Origin of the sequence: Kluyvera genomosp. 2 (assembly GCF_036759865.1) — a bacterium.
GTDB lineage: Bacteria > Pseudomonadota > Gammaproteobacteria > Enterobacterales > Enterobacteriaceae > Kluyvera > Kluyvera ascorbata_B.
The window spans coordinates 210007-235145 of sequence record NZ_JAPKIA010000008.1 but is presented as its reverse complement, the minus strand read 5'-3'; the positions used below and the strand labels follow the sequence as shown (position 1 = coordinate 235145).

Below are 25139 nucleotides of genomic sequence, written 5' to 3'. Positions count from 1 at the left end.
TCACCGTTTAACGCGGTGAGAACGGGGGGCTGATTAGTTGAGCCCCAGGCGGATCAGATCAATCGGGCAAAACGTACCGTCCTGACCATCAATCTCTACGCAGCTTGCGCGGCGTAGCTGTTCCGCCGTTTTGCCTTCTCCGTGGATAGTGGTAATCACACCGGTTGCGCCATTGTTGGCGATCATCACACGGCTACCAGTGGTGATAGCGTTACGGTTACGATCGTAAGTTTTCATCGTCTCCTCCTTTCACATTGTAAGACGGGTTAGATTGGCGGTATGAATTAATAGCGCGGTAGACGGTGTCATGTTTTGCGCTCTGTCAAAATGCGGCTTTTTTTGTCGGGATTTATGGACAAAACAACTGTGTCATTGCCCGCTTAATACCTATCCCGATGGACAAGCTGAATGTTGTTCAGGCTGAAACACTGGCCATCGGCATCGACAAAAACGCCGGAAGCCGCTTTACCGCTTGTCTTATTCGCCAGCATCAGATGCGGCTCACCATGTAAAATATGCGCGTGCTTCTTCAGAACACCACTCCGTGAACAGAGGACATTTTCCCATCAATTGATAACAAAAAGTTGAATTTTATTTATCAATAAGATGACTAAGATTGACCTGTGATTTTGATTACAGGAAGCAAACAATGAATGTAAAAATAAGTCTGGCGTTGTTACTGACCTCTCTGTTAGCGCCGGTGGCGTACAGCGCACCAATAGGAACGCTCAGCGTCCACATTCTCAACCAGCAAACCGGGATACCGTCAAAAGACGTTGATGTGACGCTGGAAAAACAGCAGGCGACGGGCTGGGATATGCTGGCGAAAGGAAAAACGGACAGCGATGGCCGGATTAAATCGCTGTATCCTGACGATCGGGACATGCAGCCAGGCGTTTATCGGGTCACGTTTAAAACCGGGGAGTATTTTAAGCGTGAAAAGTACGCGTCGTTCTTCCCTGAAGTCCCGGTATTATTCACGGTGACAAAGACCAATGAAAAGCTGCATATTCCACTTCTGCTGAGTCAGTATGGATATTCGACCTATAAAGGAAGCTGAGTTTCGTTCTCTGCCCGAACGACCGCCAGGCCAGCCTGAACGCTGGCTTTTTTTATGCATTATTCGGATGGTGCGGGGAAAAATCCAGTCGGACGAAGGGGATTTATTATCCACCCTCCATTGCCCACGATGAAATGAAACCGCCGTATGCTGGTGTTTTTCGCACCGCGGTGGTTTTGCATGGAACCCAAATCGCCAGCGTTTATGTCTAATCTACGCTGCTTCCATGGGAGAAAACTGGTCAGATATCACCCCATTATGGGGCATGTTATTGTCATATTTTTAATGGGGGTAATATGTGCACTAATCTTTTTGATAATGCTCGTCGTTACACTGACGAGAAAAAATAACAACGAAAGCCGCAGATTGCGGCTTTTTTCATACACCTGAAAAGAAGGGGCGTTCTGGTGATTAATTATTCACCTATATTATGCGTATTGATTAACTCGGGTTTCAGGCGGTCGAATGGCACGCAATCGCGCATGTCGTAATACAGCCCTTTGTCGATGTAGCGGCTGCAAACCAGGTCTACAGCATTGCCAACATCCAGATCTTTCAGCCACTGAATGTCTTCAGATTTCGTATTGTGCGGGCGGAAAGAAAATCCCATGCCGCCTTCTTTACTCACTGCGTAACAATCAACGTCTGTTTCACATTGAATACGGTCGATAGTCATTGAGAATCTGATCCAGCCTCGTTTGAGTTGGTCTTTCAGCTTCAGTTCGTTTTTAAGCCGCTGCTCGGATACGCTATCGATGCTGTATGTGTAAACCTCAATTTTCGGTTGTGGCTTTACTTCCTGCTGGTGCGGAACTGATGGTGGGATCTCCCCTGCGCTATCGTGGGAGTTGCCAGCAAAATGGTAACCGGCGAGGCCACCTATTATTAAACAACCCAATCCTGTGGCTAAAACACCATAAGTCTTCATCGTAATTCTCATTCAGTGGATTCATTCGCCGCAAAGTATACAGGATATGAATATGTATTTTTAAAGCGGTGATTGATTTCATCCCTCCGATAATAGGGGGGGATGTGCTATCTAGCCGAAATTCACCAACCCAGCAGAGCTGCTGGCGCGGCAATGGGAAGACGGACTCAAACGGTGTGAGGCGCTGGACAAACTGAGCCAGAAGCGCGGACAGATAAAATCTGCAGTGGTTCCGGCATTAAACGCCTGCATCGCAGCTGTACGTTCGCCAACGACGAAGGGTCCAGCGAGCAACAGCGCAAGGCCTACACCATAGCGAAAAGCTACGCGCAGAACTTCGGGAATGGCTTTGCTCGCTTCGTGTTTAGCTGCGGCCGGGGTACCGGGAAAAACCATCTTGCCGCGGCGATTGGTAACCATCTACTGTCTGCTGGTTATTCGGCCCTGGTCGTCACCATTCCGGATCTGATGCTTCGGGTTTGAGAGTGCTACGACGGCGGCCAGTCGGAAGCCTCTCACCAGGAGAATCTATGCACGGTTGACCTGCTTGTGCTGGACGAGGTCAGCATTCAGCGCGGCCGCAGCGGCGAGAAGACCATGATCAGCCATAGCCGGGAGAAGTTCTTTGAAGAAATCGCTCTAGTGGCGCAGTAAATTTGGCCACCTGATTAAAGGTGATATTCTCACCACAACATAAAACAGGTGGCTTAATGAACAAGAAAGCCAAACGTACGTTCCTCCTGCGCAGGCATTGTGGAGCGTGCGGTTGGGCTCCGGCACGGAAGGGCTAGTGCGTCTTTGTAATGGCTGAATTAATCGTCAACATTGACCTCCATCTCCCCTTGTGGCAGTTCACCCTTAGCGCAGTCAGTAAGTTGCGCACTGTAGCGATCATCTATTTTGTTACAGTCAATGATGGATACATAGGCCCACTGAGCGTGGGCCTGAATTACTGGCAGACAGAATGTCGTATTTCTTGCTACGAAGCCGAAATTAAAAAACCTTCCAGAACGGGCGAGAACATATTTTTTTAACATTCCAATATTTAACTGGATTATTGCTGTATTGTTTTACCACCTCTTCTGAGCTGACTGACGCGTCAGGAACAAAGTCCGCAGGGACCTGAACCGCGTGGCTTCCGGATGATATGTAATAGTACTTTCCTGCTTCTGGAATAAGTGATGAATGAGTGCTACTAATAAATGAGCCGAGATTCTTTAATTGTGAGACAGAATACAAAGCACCCGGTTTTACTTTACTGACGACTACGTTTCCTTTTGATTTGAAAACATTAGAATCAAGCTCATAACGATCAGCCATTTCGAAACAATCATCTTTACTATTCAGGACGTAAGAGCCGAGATAGATAGTTCCTATGTTTCCCTGACGATTCAGTACATACAATGTTGCAGCATCACTGCCATTATAATTATCATAATCAAGGGGCAGTACCCTTGCGCATCCAGTAACCCCAAGAGATATTGCTGCAATTATGATTATTTTCTCTATTTTCATATCATATCAACCTTAATTAGATAGATAGTTTTCATCATTAACAAAATTTGTGATTTTGGCTTATGATACAGATAGTTATGGGAGTCGAATAGCCGCCTTGTTCACAAAGTTGATAATACACCTTGTAGAAATGATGAAGCTGTTTGCTTCAGGGTATTGAGGTATTTAAAGACTGGCAGTCTTGACGTCGGTAGGAATGCTCAGAACACATCTCTCCTTGTTCAGGTGAGGGAACAGCCCCTATAAGTATCCATGGCAAACCGAACCATTCACTTTCAAAGACTATCTGGAGAACGGTTCAGTTATCCTGTAAGCCTAATGTCCGTTACTCGCTTACTGCGGAACTTCAGTTCAGCTAGCTGGTCCGCGTTGTGCCAAAAGCGGACACTTCCAAAACAGAATGGATAAATAAATGTCAAATAGCGCGTACAGAAGTCCACTCACAGTTTGACCCTGTCTGTGGTTTGCTTATAGTATTGTTCGGCTTTGAACGAATTCAGGTTCCGGCCTTATGCCTGTCAGTTGCCCCAAGGCAACACGCGGACAATACATATACACCAGCAATGGAGAATCTGATAACCGTTATGCGTATTACGCCACCCTGAGTTTTTCCTACCTCCGTCGTACTGAGCGAGTCTCAGCACGCACTCAATTACATCCCGTCTGCGGATGTGCTTTATCGTACGTAAAATCGTTGCCCTCCAGGGCTGACTGTATCTAAAAACTGAGAAATTATTATGCTGCTGTCCTCGACACGTAGGGACTGGCTGGGTAACGTCCGTGGTGACGTTCTTGCCGGTATTGTTGTCGCGCTCGCGCTCATTCCAGAAGCGATCGCATTTTCCATTATTGCCGGTGTGGATCCCCAGGTAGGCCTCTACTCAGCGTTCTGTATCCCTCTCGTTACGGCCTTCTTTGGCGGGCGTTCGGCAATGATTTCGTCCTCCACGGGGGCAATGGCGCTGCTGATGGTGACTCTGGTGAAAGATCAAGGCCTGGAATATTTACTGGCCGCGTCCATTCTTACAGGGGTATTCCAACTGATAGCCGGCTATCTGAAGCTCGGCGGGCTGATGCGCTTTGTTTCACGCTCAGTGGTGACGGGATTCGTTAATGCGCTGGCAATACTGATATTCATGGCCCAGTTGCCAGAACTGACCAACGTAACCTGGCATGTCTATGCCATGACTGCAGCGGGCCTGGGGCTTATCTATCTCTTCCCCTACCTCAACAAAACCATTCCTTCACCTCTTGTCTGCATCGTGGTACTGACCGGCATTTCCGTGTTGCTGCAGCTTGATGTTCGGACCGTCGGGGACATGGGGAAACTTCCCGACAGCCTGCCGGTATTCCTGCTTCCTGACGTACCTTTAAATCTCCAGACGCTGCTCATCATCCTGCCTTATTCTGCCGGGCTTGCGGTGGTTGGCCTGCTTGAGTCGATGATGACCGCCACGATTGTGGATGACATGACCGACACGCCAAGTGACAAAAACCGGGAGTGCAAAGCTCAGGGTATCGCGAATATCTGCACATCCTTTATCGGAGGAATGGCAGGCTGCGCGATGATTGGGCAATCCGTTATCAACGTAAAATCTGGTGGACGTGGACGGCTTTCAACCCTCACGGCGGGCGTGGTTCTGCTTTGCCTGATTGTGTTCCTGCGCGACTGGGTATCTCAAATACCGATGGCGGCGCTGGTCGCAGTGATGATTATGGTTTCCATCGGAACATTCTCCTGGCGCTCTATTACAAACCTGCGTTCACACCCCCTTTCAACCAGCGTGGTCATGCTTGCCACCGTCCTGGTTGTGGTGGCAACACATAATCTGGCCTTCGGTGTACTGACCGGTGTACTGATTGCTTCGCTTAACTTTGCCACTAAAGTATCCCGGTTCATGCGTGTAACCTCAGTTCTGGAAGGGATGAGCCGGACGTATACCGTTACCGGCCAGGTATTCTTTGCATCAGCAGATCGCTTTACCAGCCACTTTGATTTCCGTGAAGCGATTGAGAATGTGGTGATAGACGTTTCACATGCCCATTTCTGGGACATCACTTCGGTTACAGCCCTGGACAAAGTGGTTATTAAGTTCCGCAGAGAGGGTACTGAGGTTGAGATTCGCGGGATGAATGATGCCACCCGCACCCTTGTTGATCGGTTTGGTATGCATGATAAACCCGAAGAAGTTGATAAATTAATGGGAGGTCATTAATGTCCGGAAGTCATGAAATGAACAACACCGTTGTTGCCTGTGTGGATGGTTCGTCATCAACACAGGCCGTCTGTAAATATTCGGCTTGGGCGGCCTCCACGCTGAAGGTCTCTCTGGCCCTGCTTCATGTACTGGAAAAAAGTAGCCAGCCTGTGGCTTCGGACCTGACAGGAACCATCGGCTTAGACAGTTGGGAACATTTTACAGAAGAGCTGGTTCACCTTGAGGGCGAACGTAACCGATTATTGATGGCGCAGGGTAAAGCCATTCTGAAAAATTGTTCTGAGCTGCTGGCAGAGACGGGGCTACAAGCACCACAACAATTGCAAAAACATGGCACGCTAGATGGGATTTTGGCTGAATTAGGGGAGGCGCGTCTTATGGTGCTGGGGCGTCGAGGGGCATCAAATCCGGTCGGAAGCCATCTTGAGAATGTTATTCGTCTGCAAAAAAATCCTGTCTTAATTGTACCCGAAACCTTCTCTGTTCCTTCACGTGTCATGTTCGCCTATGACGGAAGTGAAGCGAGTCTGGAAAATTTGCGCCAATTATCCGTAAGTCCATTGTTTTTGAATCTGACATGCCATCTGGTGATGGTGAATGGAAGGTCAGAGTCGCTGGAGGTCGCTCAGTCTCTGCTGCAAAGAGCAGGCATAACCAGTCAGGCAAGTTTGCTAAAAGCCGATACTGTGGCTCATGCGCTGTGCCGCTACGCCGAGGAACACGGGATTGATCTTATGGTTATGGGAGCGTACGGACATTCACGGCTGCGCAAATTCTTTATCGGCAGCAACACAACAGAGATGCTATCTGATAGCCGTCAGCCCCTGCTAATGCTCAGATAAAACAGGCGGGCCCTGATTTCGGGGCTGCTTCTAGCTCACAGCAGCCCTTTAGCTCTGTGATCTTTTCCGCTTTGTGCCAGAGGCGGACGTTAGCTATACCGTGACATGATGATTTATTAGGAGCCGGTAGGGGGAGTTACCATTGCAGCACACTACCAGAGATTCTACGATTTAAAATTCCCTGCGCATGTAAACGATCATTAAGAGGTTACAGCGAAATGCAATAGCACGAATCTGGGGGGAATGGGGGCAAAAGGTATTGTGGGGGCATGTTTGGGGGCATAAAAAAGTCTGTATATGTCCCTATATAGCTATACAGTAGTTTCCGTAACCCATTGATAGTGCTCTAACCCCTTGATTCACAGAACACGCCAAAACCGATTAAATAAATAGGCATTAGCTATGCATCTTTAATTCTCTGCCGCATTAAGCCTATCAATGCAATTAAATCTATTATTTTTCAAAGTATTGCAAAATTTTCTCTATCCCATTCACCTGCCGTAGCAGGGTCTATGCTTATAAAAAGCGATACACAAAGGGGCGCAGGCGCAATACTCCCACGCGGCGCGGGTTGAAGTGATAATCATTATCACTAACATGGCATTATTCCCTTTGTGGCTCCACTGATGAGGTAGACCTATGGAAGTGCATTCTGGAACCTTTGATCCCAACGATGTGACCTGGCGCGGTATCACGCTGACGCCTTCGGCAGCGGCGCATATTCGCGAACTGGTCAAACAGCAGCCGACGCTCCAGGGCGTGCGTTTGGGGGTTAAGCAAACCGGCTGTGCGGGCTTCGGCTACGTGCTGGACGCAGTCAGCGAGCCGGATCGTGACGATCTGTTGTTTGAGTACGAGGGCGCGAAGCTGTGGGTGCCTTTACGCGCAATGCCGTTTATTGACGGTACCGAGGTGGATTACGTGCGCGAAGGGCTGAATCAGCTGTTCAAATATCATAACCCCAAGGCGCAGAACGAATGCGGCTGTGGCGAAAGCTTCGGGGTATAGGCGGTACATAATGACGCGTAATACTGACGCAACTGACGATGTCCAGACCTGGGCCGGCGGCCCGCTGAACTATAAAGAAGGCTTTTTCACTCAGCTGCAAACCGACGAGCTGGCGAAGGGCATTAACGAAGACGTGGTGCGGGCGATCTCCGCCAGGCGCAACGAGCCGGAATGGATGCTGGCATTTCGCCTCAAGGCCTATCGTGACTGGCTGGAAATGGAAGAGCCTCACTGGCTGAAGGCGCACTATGATGCGCTGAACTATCAGGACTACAGCTATTATTCCGCGCCGTCCTGCGGAAACTGCGACGATAGCTGCGCCTCTGAACCTGGCGCACAGCAGCAAACCGGGAGCAGCAGCTTTTTAACCGATGAGGTTGAAGCCGCGTTTAACCAGCTTGGTGTTCCGGTACGTGAAGGTAAAGAGGTGGCGGTAGACGCCATTTTTGATTCGGTGTCGGTGGCGACAACCTACCGGGAAAAACTCTCTGAACAAGGGATTATTTTTTGCTCGTTTGGTGAAGCGATTCATGACCATCCGGAGCTGGTCCAGCGTTACCTCGGTACGGTTGTTCCGGAAAATGACAACTTCTTTGCTGCGTTAAACGCGGCGGTGGCTTCAGACGGTACCTTTATTTATATCCCTAAGGGCGTCCGCTGCCCGATGGAGCTGTCGACCTATTTCCGTATCAACGCAGAAAAAACCGGCCAGTTTGAGCGTACGATTTTGATAGCCGACGAGGGCAGCTATGTGAGCTACATTGAGGGCTGCTCGGCGCCGGTGCGCGATAGCTATCAGCTGCATGCGGCGGTGGTAGAGGTGATCATTCATAAAGATGCCGAGGTGAAATACTCTACCGTGCAGAACTGGTTCCCCGGTGACAACAACAGCGGCGGGATCCTCAACTTCGTGACCAAGCGCGCGCTGTGCGAAGGTGAAAATAGCAAAATGTCGTGGACGCAGTCGGAAACGGGCTCGGCCATTACCTGGAAATACCCTAGCTGTATTTTGCGCGGCGATAACTCGGTGGGGGAATTTTTCTCCGTGGCGCTGACCAGCGGTCACCAGCAGGCTGATACCGGCACCAAGATGATCCACATCGGTAAAAACACAAAATCGACCATCATCTCGAAGGGGATTTCCGCCGGGCATAGCCAGAACAGCTATCGCGGGCTGGTGAAAATTATGCCGACGGCGACCAACGCCCGCAACTACACCCAGTGTGACTCGATGCTCATCGGCCCTGACTGCGGTGCACATACGTTTCCGTACGTGGAGTGTCGCAATAACAGCGCCCAGCTGGAGCACGAGGCGACCACTTCGCGTATTGGTGAAGACCAGCTGTTCTATTGTCTGCAGCGCGGCATCAGCGAAGATGATGCCATCTCAATGATTGTTAACGGATTTTGTAAGGATGTTTTCTCGGAGCTGCCGCTGGAGTTCGCCGTGGAAGCGCAAAAACTGCTGGCTATCAGCCTTGAACACAGCGTCGGTTAAGCATTAAGGGAAACGATATGTTGAATATCAAAGATTTACAGGTCTCCGTTGAGGATAAAGAGATTCTGCGCGGCGTCAGCCTGAACGTCCGCCCGGGCGAAGTCCACGCCATTATGGGACCGAACGGGTCGGGGAAAAGTACGCTCTCTGCGACGCTGGCTGGCCGTGAAGACTATACGGTGACCGGAGGGGCTGTCACCTTTAAAGGCCATGACCTGTTAGCGCTGTCGCCGGAAGAGCGGGCCGGGGAAGGGATTTTTATGGCCTTCCAGTACCCGGTTGAAATTCCCGGCGTGAGCAACCAGTTTTTCCTGCAAACCGCGCTCAACGCGGTGCGCGCCCATCGTGGGCAAGAGCCGCTGGATCGCTTCGATTTTCAGGATTTGATGGAAGAGAAAATCGCCTTGCTGAAAATGCCGGCGGACCTGCTGACCCGGTCGGTGAACGTCGGGTTTTCTGGCGGTGAAAAAAAACGCAACGATATCTTGCAGATGGCTGTGCTGGAGCCTGAATTATGCATTCTTGATGAAACCGATTCCGGGCTGGATATCGATGCGCTGAAAATTGTCTCGGAAGGCGTTAACGCGCTGCGGGACGGCAAACGCAGCTTTATTATCGTCACTCACTACCAGCGTATCCTGGACTATATCAAGCCTGACGTGGTGCATGTGCTGTATCAGGGGCGGATCGTGAAATCGGGTGATTTTCGGCTTGTGAAACAGCTGGAGGAGCAGGGCTATGGCTGGCTTAGCGAACAACAGTAGCGCGCTGCAGCAGTGGCATGCGCTATTGCAGGCGCGCGGCGGACAGCCGTCGCCGCAGGCGCTGGCGCACCTGCAGCAGATCCATCAGCTTGGCCTGCCTACACGCAAGGATGAAGACTGGAAGTACACCGCGCTTGATAAGCTGCTCGCCAGCACCTTTGTCGCGCCCGCGCTGCCTGCATTGACGGCTCAACAGCGCGATGCTCACGCGGTAGCGCTGGCGGCGCATCGGCTGGTGTTCGTTGACGGTCAGTTTGATGCACGTCTCAGCGATGATCCTGGCGGTAGCGGGTTTGAGGTGACGGTGGATAATCAGCGCCAGTCGCTGCCGGATGCGGTTCATCCCGAGGCCTTCCTGCATCTGACGGAAAGTCTGGCCACCAGCGTGACGCGTATCCGCGTACGGCGTAATCAGCGTCCCGAAAAACCGCTGCTGCTGCTGCATCTGACGCGCGGCCTGGAAACGGGCGAGATGAATACGGCGCATTACCGCCACCATTTACAGCTAGAGGAAGGGGCCCAGGCGACGGTTATCGAGCACTATGTCAGCCTGAATGCGCTGCGCCACTTTACCGGCGCAAGGTTGACGATGGACGTGGCCGATAATGCCCAGCTACAGCATCTGAAGCTGGGGTTTGAAAACGATCAGAGCTACCACTTTTCCCATAACGATCTACGGCTAGGGCGAGACGCAGCCGCTTTCAGCCACAGCTTCCTGTTGGGCGCGGCGGTTGCCAGACACCACACCAGCAGCCAGCTGAATGGCGAAAACAGCACGTTGCGTTTGAATAGCCTGGCGATGCCGGTTAACGCTGAAGTGTGCGATTCCCGCACCTGGCTTGAACATAATCAGGGCTACTGTAACAGCCGGCAGCTGCATAAAACCATCGTCAATGATAAGGGGCGGGCGGTATTCAACGGTGTGATTACCGTGGCGCCGCACGCCGTTAAAACCGACGGCCAGATGACCAACAACAATCTGCTGCTGGGTCGGCTGGCAGAAGTCGACAGCAAACCGCAGCTCGAGATTTACGCTGACGATGTGAAATGCAGCCACGGTGCCACCGTCGGGCGAATCGACGACGAGCAGCTCTTTTATTTACGTTCACGCGGCGTGGCGCTGGAGGAAGCGAGGAACATCATCCTTTATGCGTTTGCCGCCGGGCTGACCGATGCCATTACCCTGGAGGCGCTGAAGCAGCACGTACTGGCGCGGATCGGGCTGCGTCTGGCAGGAGGTAAACAATGACTTTTTCCGTACAACAGGTGCGCGCCGATTTTCCGGTACTCTCCCGCGAAGTCAACGGCCAGCCGCTGGCGTATCTGGACTCCGCGGCCAGCGCGCAGAAACCCGAGCAGGTGATCCACGCGGAAGCGGCGTTTTATCGCAACGGCTACGCGGCGGTACACCGGGGCATTCACACGCTGAGCGCCGAAGCCACCCAGCGAATGGAAGAGGTGCGCCAGAAGGTCGCGCGTTTTCTTAATGCAGCCAGCGCCGAAGAGATCGTCTTTGTGCGCGGTACGACTGAAGCGATTAATCTGGTCGCCAACAGCTGGGGCAACCGTAACGTTCAGGCGGGCGATAATATCGTGATCACGGCGATGGAGCACCACGCCAATATTGTGCCGTGGCAAATGCTCTGTGCACGTGCGGGGGCACAGCTGCGGGTCATCCCGCTCAACGCCGATGGCACGTTGCAGATGGCGGCGGTCGAGGGGCTATTTGATGCGCGCACCCGCCTGCTGGCGGTGACCCAGGTGTCTAACGTGTTGGGGACCGAGAACCCGCTGTCGGAGCTGATTGCCATCGCGCATCGCCATAACGCGAAAGTGCTGGTGGACGGCGCGCAGGCGGTGATGCATCATCCGGTCGACGTGCGGGCGCTGGGCTGCGACTTCTACGCCTTCTCTGGCCATAAACTCTACGGCCCCACGGGTATTGGCGCGCTGTATGTTACCGCCGACATCCTACAGACGATGCCGCCGTGGGAAGGCGGTGGGTCAATGATTGCCACCGTTAGCCTGACGGAAGGCACCACGTGGGCGAAAGCGCCGTGGCGTTTCGAGGCCGGTACGCCGAATACCGGCGGCATTATCGGTCTGGGCGCCGCGCTGGATTATGTCAACGGCCTGGGGCTGACGCACGTTGCTGAATATGAACAGACGCTGATGCGCTACGCGCTGGACGCGCTGGCAGACGTGCCGGATCTGCATTTGTACGGGCCCGCCGAACGCCTGGGGGTCATCGCTTTTAATCTCGGCAAGCATCATGCCTACGACGTTGGCAGCTTTCTCGATAACTATGGGATTGCCGTACGCACCGGCCATCACTGCGCGATGCCGCTGATGGCGTTTTATCAGGTGCCCGCGATGTGCCGGGCGTCGTTGGCCATGTACAACACCGTTGAAGAGGTCGACCGCCTGGTGGCGGGCCTGCAGCGCATTCGCCGATTACTGGGGTAACAGGGAGCAACCATGGCGGCTTTACCGGACAAAGATAAACTGTTGCGCAACTTTAACCGCTGCGCCAACTGGGAAGAGAAGTATCTCTATATTATTGAGCTGGGCCAGCGTCTGGCGCCGCTCAGCCCCGAGCAGCACCGCCCGGAGAATATTATTCAGGGGTGCCAGAGCCAGGTGTGGATTGTGATGGGGCGTGACGATCGGGGTCGTATCACGCTGCAGGGCGACAGCGATGCGGCAATTGTTAAAGGCTTGATTGCCGTGGTGTTTATCCTCTACGATGGGATGACCGCTGCGGACGTACAGGCTTTTGATGTACGGCCCTGGTTTGAACAGATGGCGCTGGCGCAGCATCTGACGCCGTCACGATCTCAGGGGCTGGAGGCCATGATTCGCGCTATCCGCACGCAGGCGGCAAGTTTTAGCTAATATCAAATAGACAGCTTTCATTCTGTTACGAAAGGTGGGCGGGCAGCCCACCACGCTGGTGGTTCAGCTTTCTGGCATGTTGTCAGTGAATATGAATAAGGAATCCAGATATGAAGCGCGCGTCCCTCTTAACACTCGGCATTTTAGGCGCCCTCAGCGCGATCTCAAGCGCCTGGGCGGTTGACTACCCATTACCCCCTGCCAACAGTCGTTTAATCGGCCACAATCAAACCTACACGGTTCAGGAGGGGGATAAGAACCTACAGGCCATCGCCAGACGCTTTGATACGGCGGCGATGCTGATTCTTGAAGCCAACAATACCATCGCACCGGTTCCCCGTCCCGGCACCGTGGTGACGATTCCGTCGCAGATGCTGCTGCCGGACGTCCCGCGTGAAGGGATTGTCGTCAACCTCGCCGAGCTGCGCTTGTATTACTTCCCGCCGGGTGAACAGCAGGTCCAGGTCTATCCGATAGGCATCGGCCTGCAGGGGCTGGAAACGCCGGAAATGACGACTCGGGTCGGGCAGAAGATCCCGAACCCGACCTGGACGCCAACGCCGGGTATCCGCGCGCGTTCGCTGGAGCGCGGCGTGACGTTGCCCGCTGTCGTGCCTGCCGGGCCGCATAACCCGCTAGGGCTGTATGCGCTGCGTCTGGCGTACGGTAACGGTGAATACCTTATCCATGGTACCAACGCGCCGGATAGCGTCGGGCTGCGCGTCAGCTCGGGCTGTATTCGCATGAATGCGCCGGACATTAAGGCGCTGTTCGCCCAGGTACGCAGCGGGACGCCGGTGCGGGTGATCAATGAGCCGGTGAAATATTCAGTGGAACCGAACGGCGCGCGCTATCTGGAAGTGCACCGCCCGCTGTCGCAGAACGCCGAGCAGGACACGCAAACGATGAAGATGACGCTGTCATCCGGCTTTAAAGCGTTTGCTGGTCACGGTAGCGTGGATGAAGCGCAGGTGAAGCGCGTGCTGTCTCGTCGTGCCGGATATCCGGTGGCGGTGTCTCAGGGCGCTGGGGCGGCTTCAGCTTCGGAGCCGGTCGTGTCAGCACAGAATGCGGACATGACATCAGGGAAGGTTACGCAGTAGGGCGGGGGATTTACAGGCAAAAAAAATGGCGCACAATGTGCGCCATTTTTATTACCAGAACTCTTACTTACGGTAAGAGTGAGCCTGGTTGTCCAGACGCTGGTTAGCACGAGCTGCGTCGTCTTTAGCAGCCTGAACGTCGGAACGCACTGCGTTCACGTCGTTGCTCAGCTGGTCAACTTTAGCGTTCAGAGTCTGAACGTCAGAAGACAGCTGATCGATTTTAGCATTGCTGGAGCAACCTGCCAGCAGAGTAGAACCCAGGATTACCGCGCCCAGTACCAGTTTAGTACGATTCATTATAAATACCCTCTAGATTGAGTTAATCTCCATGTAGCGTTACAAGTATTACACAAACTTTTTTATATTGAGAATATTTTTTTATGCGTTTTCCCTTATTTTTGATCGTTCGCTCAAAGAAGCACCGACTTTGCGCTTTTGCCGGGAAAATGCGTGTGAAAACAGAGGACTTCCATCGGATTCATCTTAGATAATCGAAGTTTAAATAGTGAGAGCCTATTTGATTTTTTATTGAGCAGGGTTATCTGAGTGTATAAAAAAAGCGCCCAATGGGCGCTTTTTAGGCAAACTATAATAAGTATGTGGATTATTACAGTACGTGTACGGAGGCGGTGTTGGTGGTGCCGCTCGGTACCAGCGCGCCGGAAACCATCACCACGACGTCGCCTTTCTGTGCCAGACCGCTTTCTACAGCGACTTCTTTGCCCAGACGGTAGAAATCATCGGTAGAGCTGATTTCTTTGACAACCTGTGCGACAACGCCTTTGCTCAGCACCAGCTGACGCGCAGTCGTTTCGTTGGTGGTCAGCGCCAGGATGGTGGCATCCGGGAAGTATTTACGGATAGCGCGTGCGGATTTACCGCCCTGGGTTGCTACCACGATCAGCGGTGCGTCCAGTTTCTCAGCGGTTTCTACTGCGCCACGGCAGACGGCTTCGGTGATGCGCAGCTTACGGCTGTCGTTGTTGAACTCCAGACGGCTGGTCATCACGCGGTCAGTACGTTCACAGATGGTGGCCATAATGGTCACGGCTTCCAGCGGGTACTTACCTTTTGCGGATTCACCGGACAGCATGACTGCATCGGTGCCGTCGAGGATGGCGTTTGCTACGTCGCCGGCTTCAGCGCGGGTCGGACGCGGGTTTTTGATCATGGAATCCAGCATCTGGGTCGCAGTGATAACGACTTTGCGCGCGCGGATACATTTTTCGATGATCATTTTCTGGGCGAAGATAACTTCTTCAACCGGGATCTCAACGCCCATGTCACCACGAGCAACCATGATGCCGTCAGAGGCTTCGAGGATTTCGTCGAAGTTGTTCAGGCCTTCCTGGTTTTCAATTTTGGAGATGATCTGGATGTTTTCGCCGCCGTGCGCCTTCAGGTGCTCGCGGATTTCAATAACGTCAGAACGTTTACGAATGAAGGATGCGGCAACGAAGTCAACGCCCTGTTCGCAACCGAAGATCAGGTCCTGTTTGTCTTTTTCAGCCAGCGCTGGCAGCGCGATGGAAACGCCCGGCAGGTTAACGCCTTTGTTCTCACCCAGGTCGCCGTTGTTCAGCACTTTACAGATAACTTTGTTACCTTCGATAGCGGTCACTTCCATACCGATCAGGCCATCGTCAACCAGCACGGTGTTGCCCACTTTCAGGTCAGAGGTGAAGCCTTCGTAGGTGACCGCAACGATTTCGCTGTTGCCGATAACGGATTTGTCGGTGGTGAAGGTGAAGGTCTGGCCCGCTTTCAGGGAGACGTCGTTACCGCCTTCCAGTTTGATGGTACGGATTTCCGGACCTTTGGTATCCAGCAGGATAGCGGCTTTCTTACCGGTTTTGCTCATCACGTTGCGCAGGTTCTTGATGCGCTGACCGTGTTCAGCATAGTCGCCGTGGGAGAAGTTCAGACGCATAACGTTCATGCCCGCGTCGAGCATTTTGCCTAACATCTCTTCGGATTCGGTTTTCGGCCCGATGGTGCAAACAATTTTGGTCTTTTTCATGACAGTCTTAGTCTTTAAGTTGAGATTGAGAAGGATTTGGAATTCTCGCCCCATGCGCGCACGGCCACGGAGTCAAACCTGTGTTACGAAAGTTGCTATGCCACGCCATAAGGATAGGTGACATAAAAAAAGCGTGCAGAGGAAAGTGTGCTAGAGGTTCAGCATAGTCAAAAAGGCGATGTTTTAATCGTTTATTGATGTAGTCCAATGAGCTGAAACCATTCAAGAAAGAAACGCGGCGGATTATACGATGTTATGGCGAAAAAAGAAAATAAAAACGCTGTTTCAAAATGAATGAAGGCTGTTTAACAAAATAAAAACGAATTATAGGTGAAAATGTAACAGCATAGATGCGCAACGGCAGACGCCGGGAGCCTGCTGATTTGCTTTCTGTGCGAAACGAAACAATAATAATTTGATTCTTAATGGAAATTAGCGAGCGTAAACGATGGGAAATCAGGCAAAAGACGACGTTTTATACCAGGAAATGTGCCGCGTAGTGGGAAAAGTTGTGCTGGAAATGCGCGATTTGGGCCAGGAACCGAAGCATATTGTGATCGCTGGCGTGGTCCGCACGGCGCTGGCAAACACCAAGGTCCAGCGTTCAGAGCTGACGCGTGAAGCGATGCAGAAGGTGGTAACTGCGCTGTCAGGGCAGGCCTGACAGCGGATCAGGCGATCACAAAGCGCAAAATCGATTTCACCGCCAGCTCGCTGTGGTGATGAATCAGCCCCTCATCGTTGATATCCGGAAGCGGACCGTCCAGATAGAGGCTGTTAAAGCTGTAAAAATTAGACACCTGATAAAAGCTGAAGCTGCTAATCAGACGGTGAACGTCGCGCGCGTCTAACGCGGGCTGGAATATGCCCTGTTCTTGCCCGCGGTGCAGAATCTGCTCCAGCAAGGAGAGGGCGCTTTTATTCAGCCGCTTCAGATCGCCCGAAGCCAGCAGCCATTTCCCGCGCTGCATATTCTCCATACAGATAATCCGCATAAAATCAGCGTGCTCGGCGTGATAACGTACGCTCCATTTCACCAGTTGGACGAGTGCTTCCACCGGCGGCAGGTTCTCCAGCCCCAATTGCTGCTCGGTCTCGCGAATGCGCGTATAGACGTACTGCAGTACCGCCTGGTACAACAGCTCTTTAGTCTTAAAGTAGTACACCACCATACGCTTGGTCGTCTGCGCCTCGCCGGCTATCTGTTCCATACGCGCACCGGCCAAGCCGTGTTCCGCAAAAACCGCGATTGCGGCGGTAAAAATCCGTGTTTTTAGCGACTGCGCTTCATCGTGAGCGATGGCTGACATAACCACTCCTGTTCATTTTTACCGGGCACAAAAAATACACACAATGATCACAAATTAGCAACCAAATCTGGCGCACTTGAACCAAATGATTCATATTCGATGCAACTGCTACCGCCAAAGCCAGGTGAAACCATGTTGCGTTCAATTGCTACCGTATCCCTTTCTGGAACCCTGCCTGAAAAGCTCAGCGCGATTGCCGCTGCCGGTTATCAGGGCGTTGAAATCTTTGAAAACGATTTGCTCTATTATACCGGTACGCCGACGGATGTCCGTAATATGGCCGACGATCTGGGGCTTAAAATCACGTTATTTCAGCCTTTTCGCGATTTTGAAGGCGGCCCGCGCGAGCGGTTTGCGGCTAACCTGGCGCGAGCCGAGCGCAAATTTGCGCTGATGCACGAGCTGGGCTGCGACACGCTGCTGCTGTGCAGTAACGTTCAGGCCGACTGTTCTGCCGACTTTTCCCTGCAGGTTGAAGATTTGCGCGCGCTGGCGACGCTGGCGGAGCGGGAAAATATCCGCATTGGCTATGAAGCGCTGGCGTGGGGTACCCACGTAAATCGCTGGTATCAGGCCTGGGAGCGGGTGAAAGCGGTAGATAGCCCGGCGTTGGGGATCGTGCTCGATAGCTTCCATATCCTGGCATTAGGCGACGATCTGCATCGTCTGCACGAAGTGCCGATGGACAAAATCACCTTCCTCCAGCTGGCCGATGCACCGTTGATGAAAATGGATGTGCTCGAATGGAGCCGCCATTTCCGCTGCTTTCCGGGGCAGGGTGAACTGCCGCTGGTGACGTTTACTCAAGAACTGACGCGCCTTGGCTACCGTGGCCCATGGTCGCTGGAAATTTTTAACGACGGCTTCCGCGCCTCGCCCAACGGCGCGACGGCCAAAGACGGCTATCGCTCGTTGCTGTGGCTGGAAGAGCAGACTCAACGCACACTCGGTGAGAGCGGGGCGGATCTGTTCCATACGGCCAATCTACCGACTTTTGAGGGCATTGAGTTTATTGAGTTCGCCGCGAGCCCTGGCGAAGCGAAAAAGCTGAGCACCATGCTCGGCGGTATGGGATTCCAGCTGGAGGGGATGCACCGTTCCAAGCAGGTCGCGCTGTGGCGTAACGGCGGCGCGCGGGTAATTATCAACTATCAGCCCCACAGCTGGGCGGATCACTTCTATCAACGTCACGGCGTCTCGCTGTGTGCGATTGCGCTACGGGTCAGCGAAAGTGCGCCAGCGATCGCTCGCGCCAAAGCCTATGGCTACGCCACCTGGCAGGGCGAAGCCGGGCCGAATGAAAGCACCATCCCGGCGGTATGCGCACCGGACGGCAGCCTGATTTATCTTGTCGATAGCCAACAGGATATTTACGCGCAGGATTTTACCCTTACCGAAACGGCGAACGTGGGGCCACTGCTGGGGATCGACCATCTGGCGCTAGGGATGGAGGCCGACAGCCGTGACAACTGGGTGATGTTTGTTCGCGCGGTGCTGGGTTTTACGCTGGAGCATGAACAAACGCTACCAGACCCTTACGGCCTGGTGCGCAGCCTGGCGGTGCAAAGCCCGCAGGGCACCGTACGCCTGGCGCTGAATATCTCTCAAAGCCGCGCAACGCAGATTGCCCGCTCGGTGGCCTGCTATCAGGGGGCCGGGCTACAGCACGCGGCGTTCGCGGGTCGCGATCTCCCCACGCTGCTGGACAACCAACCGCTGGCAGCCGCGCTGTCGCTGCCGGTTCCGGCAAACTATTACGATGATTTGCAGGCGCGATTTGGCGATAGCGCGCAGGTGGAAACCCTACGCCGCCAGCAGATTCTCTACGATCGTGACGGTACGGGCGGCGAATTTTTACATCGTTACACCTTACCGTTCAGCGAAGGGCGCTTCTTCTTTGAATTTACCGAACGTCGTCACGGCTACGCGCAGTACGGCGCGGTGAATGCTGCCGTACGACTGGCGGCAATGCAGTACCGTTAGCGCCGGAATGTACCATTCGGTACGCTGGCGCCGCAGGCTAGACCATAACAATAAACATTCATCTGCACTCGACAACGACAGGTAAACACTATGAATTCACTCGGCCAACCTCGTGTGGCCACCGCTGCGGCGGTGAACGCGATCCCTCGCTCCCGGCGGCGCATTGGTATTCTGGCGCTGCTGGCCGTGGGGACCATGATCAACTATCTCGACCGCACGGTGCTGGGGATTGCCGCGCCGCAGCTGACCCAGGAGCTGGGCATTAGCGCCGCGGTGATGGGGATTGTCTTTTCCGCCTTTGCCTGGACCTACGCGCTGGCGCAGATCCCCGGCGGCATGTTCCTCGATCGCTTCGGCAACAAGTTGACCTATTTTCTGGCGCTGAGCTTCTGGTCGCTGTTTACGTTGCTGCATGGTTTTGCCGTAGGTCTGAAAACGCTGCTGCTGTGCCGTTTTGGTCTTGGCGTCAGCGAAGCGCCGTGCTTCCCGGTGAATAGCCGGGTGGTGAGCGCCTGGTTTCCGCAGCATGAACGAGCAAAAGCGACCGCGGTATATACCGTTGGTGAATATCTCGGGCTGGCCTGTTTTGCGCCGCTGCTGTTCTGGATTATGGGCGGTTTTGGCTGGCGCACGCTGTTTATCTCGGTAGGTGTCGTCGGCATGTTATTTGCGCTGGTCTGGTGGCGATGCTATCGCGAACCGCATGAGGACAGCCGTCTGAGCCAGCAGGAGCGCGAGTACATTGCCGCCGGCGGCGGCATCAGCTCTGGCGCTGAGCAGCGCAAGGCGTTCAGCTGGCCGCTGGTACGTCAGCTGTTGCGCAAACGGCAAATTATTGGCGCCAGTATCGGCCAGTTTGCGGGCAATACCGTGCTGGTATTTTTCCTGACCTGGTTCCCCACCTATCTGGCGACCGAGCGGCATATGCCGTGGCTGAAAGTCGGGTTCTTCGCCATTCTGCCGTTTCTGGCAGCGGCGGGCGGCGTGATGTTCGGCGGTTGGGTGTCGGATAAGCTGCTGAAAGCTACCGGCAGCGCCAACCTGGGACGTAAGTTGCCCATTATCGCGGGGCTGCTGATGGCGAGCTGCATTATTAGTGCTAACTGGCTGTCCAGCGACACGGCGGTGATCCTGGTGATGTCGTTCGCGTTCTTTGGCCAGGGGATGGTCGGGCTGGGCTGGACGTTAATTTCCGATATGGCACCGAAGGGGCTGGGCGGGCTGACCGGCGGGCTATTTAACTTCTGCGCCAACCTGGCGGGGATCCTCACGCCGCTGGTGATTGGTTTTATCGTGGCGGCGTTTGGCAGCTTCTTCTACGCCCTGGTGTATATCGGCGGCGCGGCGCTGCTTGGCGTGGTGGCGTATCTGTTTATTCTCGGTGATGTGAAGCGCATCGAACTGGATCTGCCTGAACAGGAGGAAACGCATGCACATTAGTGGACGTACGCGGTTGATTGCGCATTTGGGATATCCGACGGAAAGCTTCAAGGCACCAATGATCTATAACCCCTGGTTTGAAAACCAGAGCGTCGACGTTAAAGTGGTGCCGATGGGCATCAAGCCGGAAGATTATGCGTCGTTGATCCCCGCGCTGTTTTCGCTAACCAATATTGCGGGCGCACTGGTGACGATGCCACATAAAGTGGCGACCTGCGGGCTGGTCGACCGGATGAGTCCCACCGCGCAAATTGCCGGTGCCTGCAACGCTATCCGCCGCGAAGCCGATGGTTCGCTGACCGGCGATATGTTTGACGGTGACGGCTTTGTGCGTGGCATTCAGCGCAAGGGCTTTGGTACCGTCGGGGCACGCGCGATGGTGGTGGGCAGCGGCGGCGTGGGGTCGGCGATTGCGGCTTCGCTAGCGGCAGCGGGCGTCAGTGCGTTGACGCTATACGATGCGCGGGAAAGCACGGCGCACGCGCTGGCTGACCGTTTACAGGGGCATTACCCGCAGCTCGAACTGACGGTGATGGACAACGATCCTGCGGGGCATGGCCTGGTTGTCAATGCGTCACCGTTGGGCATGCTCCCTGCCGATCCGCTGCCGATGGACGTTCAGCGAATAGAGCCCGGCACGTTCGTGGGCGAAGTCGTCATGAAGCAGACGTTTACGCCTTTCTTGCAGGCGGCAATGGCGCGCGGGTGTCCGGTACAGCCAGGGACGGATATGCTGTTTGAAATGATCCCGGCCTATCTGGACTTCTTCCATCTGCCGGTGGCAACGCCGGATCGGCTGCGGATGCTGGCGGAAATTCACGACTAAAGTGCTGGTCAGAAGCGTAATAGCCCAGATAATATAACGCTTATGTCTGGGCTACTTCGTTTCTTCTTATGCATTCCACGTTAACACTTCTGGCGGCCGGCAGCCTGCGCCGCGCGTTTATCCCGTTACAGGCGCAGTTTTCCGGGCAAACCGGCATTGCGCTGAAGCTGGTTTTTGGCCCCGCAGGTTTACTGCGCGAGCGTATTGAAAGCGGTGAACCGTGTTCGCTGTTTGCATCGGCGAATCGCCAGCATCCTCAGGCGCTTTGTGACGCCGGCCGCGCAAGCGGTCTCCATCTTTTTGCCCGCAATTCGCTGATGCTTACCGTGCGAAATACCCCGCAGACGAAGGGAAAAACGTGGCGGGAACTGCTGGCGGATGAGACGCTGCGGTTAGCGACTTCGACGCCGCTGTGCGACCCTTCCGGTGACTACACCTGGCAGCTTTTTGAGCGTATAGCGTCCTGCTATCCGGCGCTGGGCAATGCGCTCAAGCAGCGCGCAATGCCGCTGGTTGGCGGGCGGCATTCGCTCGCGCTGCCGAACGGGGCGATGGCCAGCCAATGGTTGATTGATGAGGGGTTCGCCGATCTGTTTATCGGCTATGCTCACTACGCCACCGCGCTGGAGAATCAAAGCAACGTTCGCTGCGTCGTTATTCCCGAGCCGTGGAATATTCACTGTGAATATTACCTGACCGATGTTGATGAGCATGACGACGCGCGGCTGTTCCGCCAGTTTATACTGGGTGAAGAGGGGCAGCGCTGCCTGCGCGACGCCGGGTTTATGTCGGCGAGCGGTGAATAGTAAAAAGCGGAGTCACCACCGGGGAAGGGTAATCCTCAAGCTGAAGCTTACGAACCCGTACGCCGTAAGCGCGCTGGAGATTGGCTTCCTGTACCACCTCGGCTGTTCGTCCGGCCAGCCATTGACTGTCAGGCATCAGCAGTAGCGTATGGCTCGCCACCTGAAGCGCGTGGGTAGGATCGTGGGTGGTAAACATCACGGTACGCGACTGGGCGCGCGACAGATCGCTTATCAACTGTAATACCGTCTGCTGATTGCCCAAATCGAGCGCCGAGCAGGGTTCATCCAACAGGATATTCTGGCTGGCGCTGACCAGCGCGCGGGCGATCATCACCAGCTGCTGCTGACCGCCGGACAGATTGCTGAACAGCGCGTCAGCCAGATTGGCGATATTCAGCTGAACCAACGCCGCCTGCACCTGACGTTCGTCCTCTTCCTGCGGCTGTGAAAACAGGGCAATATGGCGCGCGCGTCCCATCAGTACGATTTCTCGAACCCGCCAGCCAAAAGCGGGGCGAAAAGACTGTGGAACAATCCCTACGCCACCGCTGGCCACCACCCGGCCGGATAACGACGGCAGTACGCCGGTAATGGTGTCCAGTAACGTACTTTTCCCCCGACCATTGGCCCCCAGAATCGCCCACACTTCGCCGGGCTGGCAGTGCAGATTCAGCGGGGTAAACAGCGGCAAGTGGTGACCATATTCGAGCTGCGAGAATGTGAGCGTCGGGGTCATCAGATCGTTCCTTTTCGGCTGGCGCGTACCAGCATAATGGCAAACAGCGGCGCACCGACCAGCGCAGTAATAATCCCGATGGGGATTTCTGCCGCGGTCAGCGTACGGGCGAGATCGTCAACCAATACCATAAAGCTGGCACCGATCCAGAAGGCGCAGGGGAGCAGGCGACGGTGATCGGCGCCGCTGAGCATTCGCGCGAGGTGAGGGATCACCAGACCAACCCAGGCAATACTGCCGCTGACGGCCACCTGCGCCGCGACCAGCAGCGCGCAGCACAGCAGCACGACGCGGCGCAACGCGGTTACGCTAACGCCCAGCGCGCGGGCGTCTTTATCATCCAACGACAGCAGGTTGATGCGCCAGCGCAGCGTGTAAAGCACCAGCGAGGCGGCCGCCACCGGGATGACGAGCAGCAGCACTTTGTGCCAGTTGGCGGTGGCAAAACTACCAAGCAGCCAAAAGACAATATTCGGCAATACCTCTTCCGTGTCGGCCATGTACTGCATCAGGCTGACCAGTGCGGCGAAGAAACCGCTGAGAATAATCCCGGCAAGTATCAGCACCAGCGTGCTTTCCCGGCCTTGAAGCGCCGCCAGAAGGTAAACCAGCGTGAGCGCCAGCAGGCCAAAGAAGAAGGTGGTGCCCATCATCAGCGGCATACTGAGTCCGAGCAGAATAGCCAGCGTGCCGCCAAAGGCAGAGCCCGAAGTGACGCCGATAATATGCGGGTCGACCAGCGGATTCTGGAACACGCCCTGGAGTGTCGCGCCGCATAGCCCCAGCGCGCCGCCGGCGAGCAGCGCCATCAGAATGCGCGGCAGGCGAACGGACCAGACGATCTGGTGGGCGATATCGCGGCTATGCGGGTGTATCAACTGCGCCAGCACTTCACCGATAGATAAACCGTATTGACCAAAACACAAAGAGAGCACGGCAACGGTGAGCGTGAGCAGCATCAGCCCACCCTGTAACGTTTTGGGGCGACTACGGATGTGCATTAGCCTGCCAATCGGTACGGTAGAAACGATGGTAGTAATCCTGCGCCTGCGCATCGACGTCGATATCTTTGTAGCGCTGCGGGTAGAGTTTTTTCGCCAGCCACAGTTCGCCAATGGCCAGCGCTTCCGGCATTGGATAGCCCCATGCTTTCGCGTATTCCGGCATCAGCCAGACGCGGTGATTTTTCACAGCATCAATGCCTTGCCACTGCGGGTCGTTGACTATCTGTTTCACCACCTCGGGGTAGCGGTCCTGCACGAAGATAACCTGCGGATCCCACTGCAACACTTGTTCCATCGATACCTGGCGTGCGCCTTTTACGGTTGCGGCGGCCACGTTGATAGCGCCCGCATGTTGCATCATCAGGCCGGTATATTTCCCTGAACCATAGGTATTCAGATCCGGGTTAGCCATGTACACGCGAACTTTCTCTGCGGACGGAATGGCGGCGACCGGCGCGTTGAATTTGGCGCGCGCGGCAAAGGTGTAATCAATGAGCGCATCCGCCTGTGCCTGACGGTTAACCACGTCACCAATCAGGCGAATACCCTGTTTCAGACCTTCGTTATACGCGCGTTCTTCATCGGCCATGGTGGGATTCATTTTATTTTGCTCACCGGCGGCGTCTTCACGAAGAGAGATGGCAACGACGGGGATCCCCGCATGGGAAATTTGCTGAATCATGGCCGCCGGTGCGTAGTTGGCGACAAACACCACCTGTGGGTGCAGCGCCAGCAGGCTTTCAATATTGACCTGGGTGAGGTCGCCCGGCATCGGCAGCGTTTCAATGCCGGGCATGAAGCGGGCAAAACCCGGGCCGAGCTGTTTTTTCCAACTGCTCAGGACGCCTACGATATCCGCAGAGGCGTCCAACTGTACCAGCAGGTTTAAGGTCTGGTGTTGGAGCACCACCACGCGGTTGACCGTATCGGGAAGGGTAACCTGGCGGCCAAGCTGGTCGGTTACGGTACGGTCGGCAAGCGCAGGGGTCGCTGCCGCCAGGCTGGCGCAGGCTAGCGTCAGACCAACAAGTAAACGGTGTAATGTAGACATGAGTCGCTCATTCAGGAGGGGAAGTAATCGGTGTGTATTTGATTATATAACGAAGGGAAATGCAAACCGTCTGACGGAAATACCCCTAAATTTCTCCTGAAAACAAAAAAGGCCGCAGCGTTTCCGCG

General features: G+C 54.5%; 25 protein-coding genes and 1 pseudogene. 16 read left to right on the top strand and 10 right to left on the bottom strand.

The window, feature by feature from the left end:
- Window positions 1-33 precede the first annotated feature (33 nt).
- Entirely contained in the window at window positions 34-237 is a 204-nt protein-coding gene (ydfZ, locus tag V6942_RS11105) for a putative selenium delivery protein YdfZ (protein ID WP_106928930.1), read from the bottom strand.
- A gap of 412 nt (window positions 238-649) precedes the next feature.
- Here ydfZ and uraH point away from each other — a divergent pair, with 412 nt between their 5' ends.
- Window positions 650-1060 (top strand): hydroxyisourate hydrolase, encoded by a 411-nt coding sequence (uraH, locus tag V6942_RS11100; protein WP_333501253.1) that lies wholly within the window; start codon window positions 650-652, stop codon window positions 1058-1060.
- Between the two features lie 415 nt (window positions 1061-1475).
- Here the strand turns inward: uraH and V6942_RS11095 are convergent, their stop codons facing one another.
- On the bottom strand, window positions 1476-1988 hold the full coding sequence (locus V6942_RS11095) for a hypothetical protein (RefSeq protein ID WP_106928927.1): 513 nt from the start codon (window positions 1986-1988) through the stop codon (window positions 1476-1478).
- 115 nt (window positions 1989-2103) lie between these two features.
- Between V6942_RS11095 and V6942_RS11090 the strand changes: the two are divergent.
- Window positions 2104-2594 (top strand): annotated as a pseudogene (locus V6942_RS11090) (ATP-binding protein); the annotation flags it as partial.
- 387 nt (window positions 2595-2981) lie between these two features.
- Here the strand turns inward: V6942_RS11090 and V6942_RS11085 are convergent.
- A complete protein-coding gene (locus V6942_RS11085) occupies window positions 2982-3503 on the bottom strand; it encodes a hypothetical protein (RefSeq protein ID WP_106928925.1) in 522 nt (173 codons plus the stop codon).
- A 737-nt stretch (window positions 3504-4240) separates the two neighbouring features.
- Between V6942_RS11085 and V6942_RS11080 the strand changes: the two genes are divergently transcribed.
- From V6942_RS11080 to ldtE, 9 genes are all read left to right on the top strand, one after another.
- The gene (locus V6942_RS11080) at window positions 4241-5719 is read left to right on the top strand and encodes a SulP family inorganic anion transporter (protein WP_106928923.1); all 1479 of its coding nucleotides are present in this window, start codon (window positions 4241-4243) and stop codon (window positions 5717-5719) included.
- A 17-nt stretch (window positions 5720-5736) separates the two neighbouring features.
- Window positions 5737-6564: a universal stress protein gene (locus tag V6942_RS11075; RefSeq protein WP_182929019.1), complete on the top strand. Its 828-nt coding sequence runs from the start codon at window positions 5737-5739 to the stop codon at window positions 6562-6564.
- A 639-nt stretch (window positions 6565-7203) separates the two neighbouring features.
- Window positions 7204-7572 carry a Fe-S cluster assembly scaffold SufA gene (sufA, locus tag V6942_RS11070; protein ID WP_106928919.1) on the top strand — a complete coding sequence of 123 codons (369 nt, stop codon included), beginning with the start codon at window positions 7204-7206 and terminating at the stop codon, window positions 7570-7572.
- Window positions 7573-7582: 10 nt separating this feature from the next.
- Window positions 7583-9070 carry a Fe-S cluster assembly protein SufB gene (sufB, locus tag V6942_RS11065; RefSeq protein ID WP_333501252.1) on the top strand — a complete coding sequence of 496 codons (1488 nt, stop codon included), beginning with the start codon at window positions 7583-7585 and terminating at the stop codon, window positions 9068-9070.
- Between the two features lie 17 nt (window positions 9071-9087).
- Window positions 9088-9834: a Fe-S cluster assembly ATPase SufC gene (sufC, locus tag V6942_RS11060; protein ID WP_106928915.1), complete on the top strand. Its 747-nt coding sequence runs from the start codon at window positions 9088-9090 to the stop codon at window positions 9832-9834.
- Complete coding sequence (gene sufD / locus V6942_RS11055; protein WP_182965499.1) at window positions 9809-11083, top strand: Fe-S cluster assembly protein SufD; 1275 nt, start codon at window positions 9809-9811, stop codon at window positions 11081-11083. Before sufC ends, sufD begins: the two co-directional genes overlap by 26 nt.
- Entirely contained in the window at window positions 11080-12300 is a 1221-nt protein-coding gene (gene sufS / locus V6942_RS11050) for a cysteine desulfurase SufS (RefSeq protein WP_106928911.1), read from the top strand. The genes sufD and sufS overlap by 4 nt, the downstream gene beginning before the upstream one ends.
- A gap of 12 nt (window positions 12301-12312) precedes the next feature.
- Entirely contained in the window at window positions 12313-12729 is a 417-nt protein-coding gene (gene sufE, locus V6942_RS11045) for a cysteine desulfuration protein SufE (protein ID WP_106928909.1), read from the top strand.
- A gap of 110 nt (window positions 12730-12839) precedes the next feature.
- Window positions 12840-13832 carry a L,D-transpeptidase LdtE gene (gene ldtE, locus V6942_RS11040; protein WP_106928907.1) on the top strand — a complete coding sequence of 331 codons (993 nt, stop codon included), beginning with the start codon at window positions 12840-12842 and terminating at the stop codon, window positions 13830-13832.
- A gap of 63 nt (window positions 13833-13895) precedes the next feature.
- Here the strand turns inward: ldtE and V6942_RS11035 are convergent, their stop codons facing one another.
- The 3 genes from V6942_RS11035 to V6942_RS23445 form a co-directional block, all read right to left on the bottom strand.
- Entirely contained in the window at window positions 13896-14132 is a 237-nt protein-coding gene (locus V6942_RS11035; protein WP_006118977.1) for a major outer membrane lipoprotein, read from the bottom strand.
- A gap of 310 nt (window positions 14133-14442) precedes the next feature.
- Window positions 14443-15855, bottom strand: coding sequence for a pyruvate kinase PykF (pykF, locus tag V6942_RS11030; RefSeq protein ID WP_106928905.1), 1413 nt, complete (start codon window positions 15853-15855; stop codon window positions 14443-14445).
- A gap of 7 nt (window positions 15856-15862) precedes the next feature.
- Window positions 15863-16063: a hypothetical protein gene (locus V6942_RS23445; RefSeq protein ID WP_420107849.1), complete on the bottom strand. Its 201-nt coding sequence runs from the start codon at window positions 16061-16063 to the stop codon at window positions 15863-15865.
- Window positions 16064-16303: 240 nt separating this feature from the next.
- On the opposite strand from V6942_RS23445, the gene fumD reads away from it, so the two are divergent.
- Window positions 16304-16519 carry a fumarate hydratase FumD gene (gene fumD, locus V6942_RS11025; RefSeq protein ID WP_106928903.1) on the top strand — a complete coding sequence of 72 codons (216 nt, stop codon included), beginning with the start codon at window positions 16304-16306 and terminating at the stop codon, window positions 16517-16519.
- Between the two features lie 7 nt (window positions 16520-16526).
- Here the strand turns inward: fumD and V6942_RS11020 are convergent, their stop codons facing one another.
- Window positions 16527-17165 (bottom strand): TetR family transcriptional regulator, encoded by a 639-nt coding sequence (locus V6942_RS11020; protein ID WP_106928901.1) that lies wholly within the window; start codon window positions 17163-17165, stop codon window positions 16527-16529.
- A gap of 132 nt (window positions 17166-17297) precedes the next feature.
- Between V6942_RS11020 and V6942_RS11015 the strand changes: the two genes are divergently transcribed.
- The 4 genes from V6942_RS11015 to V6942_RS11000 all read left to right on the top strand — a co-directional run bounded on the left by V6942_RS11015 (window position 17298) and on the right by V6942_RS11000 (window position 22220).
- Entirely contained in the window at window positions 17298-19148 is a 1851-nt protein-coding gene (locus V6942_RS11015) for a bifunctional sugar phosphate isomerase/epimerase/4-hydroxyphenylpyruvate dioxygenase family protein (protein ID WP_333501251.1), read from the top strand.
- Window positions 19149-19238: 90 nt separating this feature from the next.
- Entirely contained in the window at window positions 19239-20588 is a 1350-nt protein-coding gene (locus V6942_RS11010) for an MFS transporter (protein WP_182929014.1), read from the top strand.
- The gene (locus tag V6942_RS11005; protein ID WP_106928895.1) at window positions 20578-21414 is read left to right on the top strand and encodes a shikimate dehydrogenase family protein; all 837 of its coding nucleotides are present in this window, start codon (window positions 20578-20580) and stop codon (window positions 21412-21414) included. Before V6942_RS11010 ends, V6942_RS11005 begins: the two co-directional genes overlap by 11 nt.
- 68 nt (window positions 21415-21482) lie before the next feature.
- Complete coding sequence (locus V6942_RS11000; protein WP_182965489.1) at window positions 21483-22220, top strand: substrate-binding domain-containing protein; 738 nt, start codon at window positions 21483-21485, stop codon at window positions 22218-22220.
- On the opposite strand, the gene V6942_RS10995 is transcribed toward V6942_RS11000, so the two are convergent.
- From V6942_RS10995 to V6942_RS10985, 3 genes are read right to left on the bottom strand one after another with little or no spacing between them, the layout of a single operon-like run.
- Window positions 22198-22956 carry an ABC transporter ATP-binding protein gene (locus tag V6942_RS10995; protein ID WP_182965487.1) on the bottom strand — a complete coding sequence of 253 codons (759 nt, stop codon included), beginning with the start codon at window positions 22954-22956 and terminating at the stop codon, window positions 22198-22200. The two genes, V6942_RS11000 and V6942_RS10995, sit on opposite strands and share 23 nt — an antisense overlap.
- Window positions 22956-23957 carry a FecCD family ABC transporter permease gene (locus V6942_RS10990; RefSeq protein WP_106928889.1) on the bottom strand — a complete coding sequence of 334 codons (1002 nt, stop codon included), beginning with the start codon at window positions 23955-23957 and terminating at the stop codon, window positions 22956-22958. Before V6942_RS10990 ends, V6942_RS10995 begins: the two co-directional genes overlap by 1 nt.
- On the bottom strand, window positions 23944-25011 hold the full coding sequence (locus V6942_RS10985; RefSeq protein ID WP_106928887.1) for an ABC transporter substrate-binding protein: 1068 nt from the start codon (window positions 25009-25011) through the stop codon (window positions 23944-23946). Before V6942_RS10985 ends, V6942_RS10990 begins: the two co-directional genes overlap by 14 nt.
- Window positions 25012-25139 lie beyond the last annotated feature (128 nt).